This window comes from Acinetobacter sp. P37, assembly GCF_057480965.1.
The window spans coordinates 230991-241902 of record NZ_JBLIYY010000005.1; the positions used below are offsets into that span (position 1 = coordinate 230991).

Here is a 10912-nt window from a genome sequence, read left to right on the forward strand (position 1 = left end):
TCTAATCTATGAATGAAATGATTTTATTTAATTTTAAAATATGAATACTATACATAGTTTTTTAGCGGTATTTCTTCAAATCAAATGAATGTAATTCGTCATGATTAGAGCAAAAATTAAAAGCTTAAATGAGCCTTTTAGCTCCTGCTTTTTTGCGGATTGTAGCTCCAATTTTTTAAATCAAATTGCGTTTGATATTTATAAAAGTGATACAAACCCCAAATGTTATAAACAAAGCTCAACATTTATTCTATTTTTCTACACGATCCAGATTCTAGATATTCAAAATCAGTATATAAAATCCACAATATATACTTATTTTTTTGTGAATATAGTCCTTGAAGAAAGCAAGGCTGATGCTTTGTAATTTTCCAAGTCTTGTGTATCCACCCTTTGGAAGATCAGGGATGCACATCTCTTACTATGTTCAATAGAGGTTCTAAAATGATAAAAACAACTCTTAGCCTAATCGGTTTATCACTGGTGTCTAGCTTAGCATTGGCTGCTGATCCATTGCATGGTACTAAATGGAAAACCATCGATGACCAAACAAAAAAACCTTTATCTGTAGTTCAATTTAACGAAACCTCAAATGGCGTTTTATCTGCTAAAATCGTTGATGTACTCACCCCGGGTGAAGCAGAAAACTGCCAAAAATGTGTTGGTAAATTCCACAATAAACCATTACTCGGTGTACAAATCGTGAATGGTTTGAAAAATACCGGTAAAAATACCTATGATGGCGGTAAAATTACTGACCCGAAAAATGGTAAAACCTATAGCTTCAATGCCAAAATGTCGAATGACGGCAAGACCTTGAATGGTCGTGGCTATATTGGTGTATCTGCGCTTGGACGCAGCCAGACATGGATACGTGTAAACTAATCCGTATCGTACAAATTCAAAAAGCGACTCGATTGAGTCGCTTTTTTGCATGAAAATTTCAAATTTAAAAATTTTGGAATTTATATATTAAACGGTATAACGTTTGCTTAACCCCCATTCAGCTAATATGCGACGATAGGTTGTCGATGAGCGATCTGCTTCGAAATGCGCCTCCATACTGATATCCAGTGGCAATTCCTCAGGTTTTTGACTTTCCACCATGTCCTGATCTTCAGCAAAAATTTGTGCATTAAAATCATAGACCGCTTGTAAATCGCCTGTGGTATCAAAATTACGAGTTAAAGGCACAAATAAACGGGTTTTATTATGCGATACAGGACAACAGGCATTTAATATTTTTAACACTCCATTTTCAGGAAAATCGATGGTTAAAATTGCAGAAAATGGCGGATAGACATCAAACGTTCTTTTCCATAAAAAATCTTCTGGCGCTAAATGTTGTAAGCCATGCGGATAATTACTCACATCACTAAGATATTCTGTATGTAGTCCATAGTCCGTACGTACTGTCGAATATTTTTGTACTTTAGGATTTTCACGGTCTGCAAAGCTCTCATGATGCACCCATGCGAAATGTGCAACATCAATAAAGCCTTCGAGCTGACGCCCACTTGAACCACCAATATCTACATAAGGTGGCAATATAGATTGGTGCGGCTCTGTATCCCACGTGTCTAAATCTGGAAAATTGGCCGTAGATTCATCTCGGTTAAATAAACTGGTCCACACCAATCCATATTTCAATACGACTGGAAATTTAGTTAATGAAAAACGCTCTGAAATTTGTGTCAACTCAGGCTGTGCAGGAATTTTTACACACTTTCCTGCGCCGTTATAATGTAAACCATGGTATGGACAAATGATGTCTTCACCCTTGACCCAGCCTTTGGTTAATGGCACCCCACGATGTGGACAGATGTCACGAACCAAATGAATTTTTCCACTCTCAGTTTGATATAACGCCATTTTTACATCGAGTAATTGCACTTGTTGTGGTTCAATCGAAACATCTTCTACACGTGCAACGGGATACCAATGCTGCGCCAAAATATTCCAGTCGTTAGCATCAAATGTACTGCACTGAGGTTGGGTAAATAAATTGAGTACTGGAATGGCATTCATAGTTCATCTCGACATTTTCAATATTTCTTCAGCATTTAGCGCTATTTAAATTTTGCTAAATCCTTATTTTCTAAGTCGAAATTAAAATCTAAACACATTTCTGTCTATTAGAATGATTTGCATAGATTGTTCTATTTTTTAGAACACTAAGCATTGATCATTGCTTGATTTGATAAAGCTGGCATGAATATCGCTTAAAATGCATAACATTATGATTCGCTGATGACGCGATAGAGATTGAAGCCTGTATGTCGATTACCTTTTCTAGATTTTCTGAATATTTTATGGCGGTTGCACGGACTGGAAGTCTGCGCAAAGCTGCTGAACAACTTTTTATTTCAGTTTCAGCAGTACATCGACAAATCGTTTTGGCAGAGGAAGAACTGGGGGTTGCCCTATTTGAACGATTACCTCAGGGCTTAAAACTGACGCTTGCAGGTGAATTACTGTATGCCGATTTATTAAAATGGCAAAAAGAATATCAACTGACGCGAACTCGATTTGATGAAATCCAAGGTTTAAACCGAGGAAACATTGAAATGGGCTTTATTGCGGCTTTGAATGATAGCTTTGTTGTCGACTGTATTCAAAAGATGGCTGAAACTTATCCGTGGATCAACCTCAACATCAGCATGAATAGCAGTGAAGATATTTCCAGAAAAATCGTTGATGCAGAATTAGATTTTGGCATTATTTTAAATCCTAAAAGCCATAGCCAATTAGAGATTTTATCCTTTATAGAAATTCCGTTGGGCTTTGTGATGTCGCCGCATCATACCCTGGGTGGAATGGATAAAATTTATCTTTCAGATACGTTAAATGAACGGCATATTTTGCCGAGTGATCCACTCATTATTAGTGAATATGTACAGACTTTATATAAACATCATAAGTTTAGTCCTATTCAAAAGATCGAATGTAATGACATTAGAATGATACTGTCATTGATTCAACAACAATTAGGCATCAGTTTGATGTCATATATGGATGCTTTGCCATTGCTTGAGAATAATAAGATTATTTTTAAACCGATCCGTGAAAAAGATTTGCACAGTTTGACCATTGCTTTATGTGTCGCATCGAAGCGCCAAACTTCTCGAATTTCTCAGATCATGATTAATCATTTGGTGGAAAAAATGGAAGAAATTAAAATCAATTTAAAATCCATGACCCCCTAAAACCAATATTTTGGCGTTGTAATAGCAAATAATTATTAAAAAAAAGCCAGTGCGAATAACCCGTACTGGCTGCTGAAAGCTAAAGTTTTATTAGTTTATTTTTTTAATCCAATGGATTGCCTACAATATTACTAATGATGCCTTTCATAATATGATTGCCTTGTTCTTTACGCAGTTCTGCATACCATTCACGCGTCACACTTTCATCTTTCATATGCGTCACATCACAACGTTTACGCGCTCGCAGAACCAATTCATTAGCACGTTCATTACGTTTATTTTGATAACGACGCAATGAATCTTGTAAGCCCAAAGTATTGATTTGCAAAGAACGAGCTAAATAAATTGCATCTTCCATTGCTTGGCAACCACCTTGTCCAATATCAGGCGTTGTGCTGTGTGCTGCATCACCCACTATCACCACACGACCTTTGTAGAAATCTGCAAAAGGTTCAATATCATGAATTTCTACCCGATTGGTTTTTTTGGCATCTACAGCATCAATTAGCTTTTGAACCGGTTCACACCAACCTTTAAAGTATTCTTTAAATAAGGCCTTATATTGTGTGCGGTCATTTTCTAAGCCTGCTGCCAAAGGTACATCAAAGAAGAAATAGAATCGGTTGTCGGCAACGGGCATCAGCGAAACGCGCTTACCTTCTCCTACAAATGTCGTCCATTGATCTGCCGCAGCAAATTCTTCTGAAATATCGACTAAACCGTTCCAATTGACATAACCTGCATAGCGGCGCTCAACTTGTTCACCCAATACATATGCCCGTGTCAATGAATGTGTGCCATCAGCGCCGACCAATAAATCAGCCTGAACCTCGCTTCCGTCGGCGAAACGGGTGATCACTTGATTATCTCGTTCTGAGAAACTCACCATTTTTTTGCCTAGATGAATATTCTCACGGCCAAATTCATCCATGAGCATATTTTGTAAGTCTGCACGTGAAACTGGATAAGGTCGCTGACCAACTTCTTCGATTAAAGGAAACAGACTAAACTGCGTCATAACATCGCCCGTTAAGCCATCGATATAGGCTAAATGATCCATCTTGCCACCGAGCTTTTCGACTTGTTCGGTTAGCCCCAAATAGTTCAAACATTTGACACCGTTAGACCATAAAGAAATAGCGGCTCCAACAGGTAAAATTTGTTCTGCCTGTTCATAGATGGTTACTTGGTGTCCGAATTTTTTCAAAGCGATCCCTGTCGTTAGGCCCGCCATACCTGCACCAATAATTGTAATGTCCATCTATAACTCCCCTGTGTTTTTTTAAATATCTTTCTCCTAAAAAGCGAAAAGCATGCCATTTTTTCAAACAAGCAATAAAAAATTCTAAAGTTGGCACACGCTGTGCTTCTAAACACGTGTAAATGCTTGTTTTTATCAAATGTTAAATTTTTAACACTGAAAACTAAATGCATATGTTTTAAATGAAAATAGTGAATGGATTTTATATATGGCGACTTTACTTGCACCTAGTTTTGATATTCCTGCACAATTACAGACACTTACAAATTTAGCAGATGACCGTATTGGTGCAAAAATACTTGAATGTTCAGATGATTTTTTTGCAGAAGCAAAACGTATGCTTCAATTTAATGCACCTATCTTTGTCGAAGATAAATTTGATGATCATGGCAAATGGATGGATGGTTGGGAAACACGGCGTAAACGCCATGCTGGTTATGATTGGGCAATCATCCAACTCGGTGTTGCTGGTCGAATTCAAGCCTTAGATATAGATACAACATTCTTTACAGGGAATTATCCAGCTTCCGCATCAGTTGAAGCCTGCTTTGCACCGAGTGGTGAACTAGCACAGGCAGCATGGGTCAATATCTTAGGCAATACCGTATTGGGCCCGAGCCAACACCATATATTGAAGGTCTCAACTGATCAGGTTTTTACCCATGTGCGTTTAAATATATATCCAGACGGCGGTATTGCACGATTTAAAGTCTATGGTGAAGTTCAGGTTCAAATTCAAGACAGTACGAGCACATTAGACCTCGTTGCACTAGAAAATGGTGGACGTGTTATTGCTTATAGTGATGCTCATTTTGGACATCCCCGAAACTTAATTAAACCTGGCCGTGGCATCAATATGGGAGATGGTTGGGAAACTAAACGTCGCCGTGCACCAGGTTTTGACTGGTGTATTTTGGCTTTGGGTCAATCTGGTGCAATAGAGAAAATTGATATTGATACTGCCCATTTTAAAGGCAACTTCCCTGCGCAGGTTTCCATACAAGCGATCTATGTAGAAGATGCCACTGACCCTCAACTGATTCCGCAAAGTATGTTCTGGCCGTTTTTACTCGATGCACAAGACATGCAGATGGATCATATTCATAGCTTTGTCAGTGAGATTTTAAAGCATGAAAAAATATCGCATATCCGCATCAATATGATTCCTGACGGGGGGATTAGTCGCATACGGTTATGGGGAAAAATACATCCTTAATTGCAGTGTTAATCAAATAGGAAGCCTTCGTGCTTCCTATGTGTATGGTTTCAATTTTTTTTAATTAAATGCCCTATAAGATATCTAAACATGACACACAGCATAAAAATACAAGCTCTCAGTATTGAAGGCTTTGCGCCTTTTGGAGAGGTCATTTGCACGACTGGACATGATTTTTTCCACATCAATGATGCACATACAGAGCGATATCATGCCCTCGTGGAAACAGAAATTTCAGGTGATGCGGTTGCTGGAATTAGCATCTTTAGAAATATCAAAACCACTGAATTGCCTTTTACGATTTCGATGTTGGAGCGTCATCCCAACGGCTCGCAAGCGTTTATTCCAATGCAAGAGCAGGCTTTTTTAGTGGTAGTTGCACCTGCGTTGGATGATCACAGCCCTGATCTTACACAGCTATGTGCTTTCATTACTGATGGTAGCCAAGGAGTCAACTATCGTGCAGGAACATGGCATCATCCTCTCCTAACACTCGAAGCACCGAGTAGCTTTGCCGTCATCGATCGTATTGGCGCTGGGCATAATTGTGATGTGTTTCAGTTCCCAATGCCTATTTATATATCGAATTAAATGATGTTACGCACGTAAAAGTAATTACGCATTTTTTTAAATGATTTTTAAGTTTATTCGGCAGAGTCTTAGATCTAGGCATTGAATAACAGGATTAACCTTCAGCTGAAGGTACTCTTACGAAACGTTGTTTCTCATTCGGAAAAATGAGAAGCGAAGCTTCGCAAGGAAACCAACTTGCGGAGCAATGCTCCTCACTGCAAAACTCGTTCACTATCATCAAATTACTTAAAGTATCGCAAAAACATTTTTGATTAGAAGTCTTCCTGTTTCAAATACTTGTGGATGACTTTACCGCATATTGTTCTTTTATTTGAATCAAATTGCGTTTCTGATGTTAAGCAGTAACATCAGTTATTTATTACTTTTTTTACCAAAGATATACTCTATAAGGGATATCCATAGAGTCCCACCTAGTCCAATTAGTAAACAAACTTTTAAAGCAAAAATGAATGAAAGTTCGAACCACTTAAAATCGATGAAAATAATCCTAAAAAAAATAAAGTTATTCCTATTAAAACACCACGGGTTATAAGATTAATAATTGGATGTTCAAAGGCTCTAAAGTTGGCTATGAAGCCCCCCATGATTATCTCAACAAATATTGTTAGCATTACTTTTCCTTTTTTTTATCTTTTGATCAGTTGCTGATTTTAACTGAACGTGTACCTAGCTGACCAAGAACTTGTTCATGTCCCCAGATAACTAATCTAGAAGCATTATTTTTTAATAACTGATGTTACCCACATAAAAGAAATTTTGCATTTTTTAAATGATTTTTAAGTCTATTCGATGAAGTATTACATCTAAAAAACAGAATTAATTTCATCTCTTGATATTATTTAATTTAAACATAACGCATTAAAAAAGCCCTCAATTTAGAGGGCTTTATTTATTCTATACAAACTATATTGTTCAAGACCCAAGATCTGCCATGATTAATGATGCACATCTATCGCCATGCTTGGTTTTTTAACCTGATCTTTGCTCATAGTCACTTCTTTATTTTTAAATAAATTCAGATGATTGAACACAATATTTAAAATAATCGCCATCAAACAAGTCGAACTAATGCCTGAATGAAAGAGTGTTTGCACCCATTTCGGGAAGTTTGCATAGAACGAATGATCGATAATTGGAATCATCCCTGCTGCAATCGCAGTCGCAACAATGATGAGGTTCTTTTGCTCGTTATAGTCAATTTTCGCCAAGGTACGAATACCACTAGCCGCGACCGTTCCAAACAAAACTAAACCAGCACCGCCTAAGACAGGGACAGGAATCGCTGCAATCAGTCGCCCCATAATTGGCAGAACGCCTAATACGACTAAAATCATTCCACCCGCTGCGACAACAAAGCGACTTTTCACGCCTGTAATCGCTACTAAACCGACATTTTGAGCAAAAGCACTTTGCATGAATGAACCGAAGATTGGTGCTGCTGCACTAGATAGCATATCTGCACGTAAGCCATTGGTAATACGCTCAGCATCTACTTTAGTACCAACAATTTCACCGACAGCAATAATGTCTGCCGTCGTTTCAGTCATAATCACTAAAGTCACAATCAGCATGGCAATAATGGCACTTAACTCAAAAGTTGGCATACCGAAAGCAAAGAAGCTTGGAAATTGAATCCAGTTACCATTTGCAACTTTAGAAAAATCGCCAAAGCCAAAGGCATAAGCGAGCACTGTACCGAAGACGATGGCTAACAAAATAGATAAACGTCGAATGGTTGCATTACGGGTTAAATTCAACGCAATCACAATACCCAAAGTTAAAAATGCCAAACTGATGTTCTCAGCACTTCCCCAGTCTGGTGCTTTATTATTGCCCCCCATCATCCAGCGTACCGCGACAGGCAGCAATGAAAGACCAATCACAGTGATCACACAGCCAGTCACAATCGGTGGGAAAAAACGAATAATTTTTGAAAAATATGGAGCTAGAAAAAAGCCAATCAATGATGCAACAATCACCGCACCATAAACAGCAGAAAGCCCACCGCCTGCGGTTATTATGGCAATCATCGTCGCCACACCTGCAAATGAAACACCTTGAACTAAGGGTAATTTTGCACCGATATATTTCACACCTACGGTTTGTAGGATGGTCGCCAAGCCACCGACAAAAAGCGCCGCCGCAATCAATAAACCGATCTGTGCAGGTTCAAGTCCCGCGGCTGTACCAATAATCAATGGCGGAGCGATAATACCGCCATACATGGTTAATACATGCTGTAGTCCATAGGCAAGGCTTTTCCCTGCGCCTAAATATTCATGTTCTGGTGAAACTGTTTTATCTTGTTCTGTCATTTTTATATCCCCTATTTTTTAACTTTGCTCTTAGCTGCCACGATACGTTGAATATGCAAATGGGCTAATGAGTAAAGGAATATGAAAATGCTGCGAGGCATCTTTTACATAAAAATGAATCACAGCTTTTGGAAAAAAGGTTTCTGTATTTAAAGTTTGAAAATATTCAGCTGTCGCAAATTCAAGGCTATAAGCCCCTGCTATAAAGTTCTTCAACGCAAAATCATTAACGCGACCATCAGCATTGGTTTGGGCAGAACCCAACAACTTACCTTCCGCATTAAATAATTGAATGCTGACATTCGCTGCGGGTTTGCCTAGATTGGTATCTAAAATATGTGAGCTAATCATGCGCTAAGCTCCTGTTTTAATCTTAATAAGGCAATTTCAGCCAATTGATGATGAACAATTCGTTTTTCAGTTTCAGGATCATTCAATAATCGATATTGCAGCGCCTGCAGTACATCTTCACTACTGAGGCCTGAAGCTTTGATTAAAAAGAGATAACCGTACTTTTTCTCATACGCGATATTGCCTTTGAGCAAAGCAAATTGAGTTTCTTCATCTGCTGAAATTTCAGACTGTTCTCGATTGGAAAATTGTTGCTCCAAACTACTTAATTCAGCCTGTGCCTTTTTTTCACCAATCCGTGGATGGTTATCTAGAGCATTTTTGATTTCATCCCAAGTCCAAGCATTTGCAGCTTTTACTGCTTGCTCTGTGATTTGCGTGACAGAGGTATAAGGGCGCTGCGCCACAATGTGTTCTGCCCAGCCTTCAATTTGCACACAGTGCTTTAAAAAAGTTTTTACATCTGCTTCGGATGCTTTATTAAATTCAACAAGTTGCACTATAAAATCGCCTAAAATTATTGAATGATTGTTCAAATTTAGTTTTGCAATATCAGTGCCAACCTAGGTCTATGATGTCAGTTACCTAAGTACAGGCCTAAAAAAAGAGGAGCTAAGCTCCTCTTTATCCAAATATTTTTTTATTAGACTGCATGATGTGTATACCAATGTTCCGCGATATCACCACGGCGACAGATCCAGACTTTTTCATGTGATTGCACATAATCTAAGAATCGTTGTAGTGCTTTAAAACGGCCTGGTCGCCCTAAAATACGACAATGCATCCCAATCGATAACATTTTTGGCGCGCTTTCACCTTCTGCATATAGCACATCAAAAGCGTCTTTAAGGTATTGATAAAATTGTTCACCACTGTTGAAACCACCCGGTGAACAAAACTTCATATCATTGCTTTCGAGTGTATAAGGAATAATTAAATGTGGACGGGTTTGACCACTTTCATTCGTCAAATGACTCCAAAAAGGTAAATCATCACCATAGTGATCGCAGTCATATTTGATTTGCGGAAATTCAGCCAATAGCTGACGTGTGTTGGGACTGTCACGCCCTGTGTACCAACCAATAGGCGTCTTTCCAAATAATGCTTCAAGCACACTAATTGCCTGATCCATGTGCTGACGTTCCAGCTCTATCGGCATATCTTGATAATGTAACCAGCGTTGACCATGTGAAACGACATCATAGTTGGCTTGTTTGATCGCATCGACGATATAAGGATTGCGTGCTAAAGCCATACCAACGCCAAAGACTGTCATGGGTAAATCACGTTTTTTAAATTCTTCATGAATCCGCCAAAAACCGGCTCTGGAGCCATATTCATACATCGAGTCCATCGACATATGTTTGGCAGGAAAACTGGCCGCTCCAATAATATCGGATAAGAATTGTTCTGATCCTGCATCCCCATGTTCGATATGGTTTTCTCCACCCTCTTCATAGTTCAACACAAACTGCACTGCGATACGTGCCTGATTAGGCCATACGACTTGAGGTACATCGCCATGATATCCAATTAGATCTCTGGAATAATCCTGTTGTTGGATCTGGTCAATTAAGTCTTGCCCGCGTAAGTAGCCTGTAGTCACTTCAACTTCCTAATTTGTTATATCAAACAGTAAAAAATTAGGTAGAAGCAAGCAAATTATGCGCCAATATCGTAGACGGCTAAATAACTTTTCATATCAATGACCATTGCCTTTTTTTAAAATATTGAATGGTTGCCCTGAATCATCTGCAATGATTGAAATTTGCCAAATTTCATCTATTTCTGGAAAATTCTGATGCAGTTGATCAATGAAATAGTAATAACCTGGTGTATTTTCCGTAATATAAATGATTGTATTTGAAAACAATAGACTTCTTTCATAATTCATTTTTTGCTCAGCTCTAAATTATAGATTCCCGCAATTAAATTGAATCTTAAGCCCAGTCTTTTTCCTCGATTACGA

The 10912-nt window shown here is 38.4% G+C and carries 11 protein-coding genes; 4 read left to right on the forward strand and 7 right to left on the reverse strand.

Annotated elements, in window-relative coordinates; translation table 11 throughout:
* Positions 1 to 444 precede the first annotated feature (444 nt).
* A complete protein-coding gene (locus AC25JC_RS06780) occupies positions 445 to 885 on the forward strand; it encodes a DUF2147 domain-containing protein (protein WP_078190743.1) in 441 nt (146 codons plus the stop codon).
* Between the two features lie 87 nt (positions 886 to 972).
* Here AC25JC_RS06780 and AC25JC_RS06785 read toward each other — a convergent pair whose 3' ends face one another.
* Positions 973 to 2028, reverse strand: coding sequence for a Rieske 2Fe-2S domain-containing protein (locus AC25JC_RS06785; RefSeq protein WP_486923734.1), 1056 nt, complete (start codon positions 2026 to 2028; stop codon positions 973 to 975).
* A gap of 248 nt (positions 2029 to 2276) precedes the next feature.
* Between AC25JC_RS06785 and AC25JC_RS06790 the strand changes: the two genes are divergently transcribed.
* A complete protein-coding gene (locus AC25JC_RS06790) occupies positions 2277 to 3206 on the forward strand; it encodes a LysR family transcriptional regulator (protein WP_486923735.1) in 930 nt (309 codons plus the stop codon).
* A 103-nt stretch (positions 3207 to 3309) separates the two neighbouring features.
* On the opposite strand, the gene hpxO is transcribed toward AC25JC_RS06790, so the two are convergent.
* Entirely contained in the window at positions 3310 to 4467 is a 1158-nt protein-coding gene (hpxO, locus tag AC25JC_RS06795) for an FAD-dependent urate hydroxylase HpxO (RefSeq protein ID WP_486923736.1), read from the reverse strand.
* Between the two features lie 208 nt (positions 4468 to 4675).
* On the opposite strand from hpxO, the gene alc reads away from it, so the two are divergent.
* Entirely contained in the window at positions 4676 to 5683 is a 1008-nt protein-coding gene (gene alc / locus AC25JC_RS06800) for an allantoicase (RefSeq protein WP_486923737.1), read from the forward strand.
* A 90-nt stretch (positions 5684 to 5773) separates the two neighbouring features.
* The gene (locus AC25JC_RS06805) at positions 5774 to 6274 is read left to right on the forward strand and encodes an ureidoglycolate lyase (RefSeq protein ID WP_486923738.1); all 501 of its coding nucleotides are present in this window, start codon (positions 5774 to 5776) and stop codon (positions 6272 to 6274) included.
* Between the two features lie 938 nt (positions 6275 to 7212).
* Here the strand turns inward: AC25JC_RS06805 and AC25JC_RS06810 are convergent.
* The 5 genes from AC25JC_RS06810 to AC25JC_RS06830 all read right to left on the reverse strand — a co-directional run bounded on the left by AC25JC_RS06810 (position 7213) and on the right by AC25JC_RS06830 (position 10837).
* Entirely contained in the window at positions 7213 to 8592 is a 1380-nt protein-coding gene (locus tag AC25JC_RS06810; protein WP_486923739.1) for a nucleobase:cation symporter-2 family protein, read from the reverse strand.
* A gap of 30 nt (positions 8593 to 8622) precedes the next feature.
* Entirely contained in the window at positions 8623 to 8943 is a 321-nt protein-coding gene (gene uraH / locus AC25JC_RS06815; RefSeq protein ID WP_486923740.1) for a hydroxyisourate hydrolase, read from the reverse strand.
* Positions 8940 to 9443 carry a 2-oxo-4-hydroxy-4-carboxy-5-ureidoimidazoline decarboxylase gene (gene uraD, locus AC25JC_RS06820; protein WP_078190752.1) on the reverse strand — a complete coding sequence of 168 codons (504 nt, stop codon included), beginning with the start codon at positions 9441 to 9443 and terminating at the stop codon, positions 8940 to 8942. Before uraD ends, uraH begins: the two co-directional genes overlap by 4 nt.
* A 143-nt stretch (positions 9444 to 9586) precedes the next feature.
* Positions 9587 to 10549 carry an allantoinase PuuE gene (puuE, locus tag AC25JC_RS06825; RefSeq protein WP_486923741.1) on the reverse strand — a complete coding sequence of 321 codons (963 nt, stop codon included), beginning with the start codon at positions 10547 to 10549 and terminating at the stop codon, positions 9587 to 9589.
* Positions 10550 to 10645: 96 nt separating this feature from the next.
* Positions 10646 to 10837 (reverse strand): hypothetical protein, encoded by a 192-nt coding sequence (locus AC25JC_RS06830; RefSeq protein ID WP_486923742.1) that lies wholly within the window; start codon positions 10835 to 10837, stop codon positions 10646 to 10648.
* Positions 10838 to 10912: the final 75 nt, after the last annotated feature.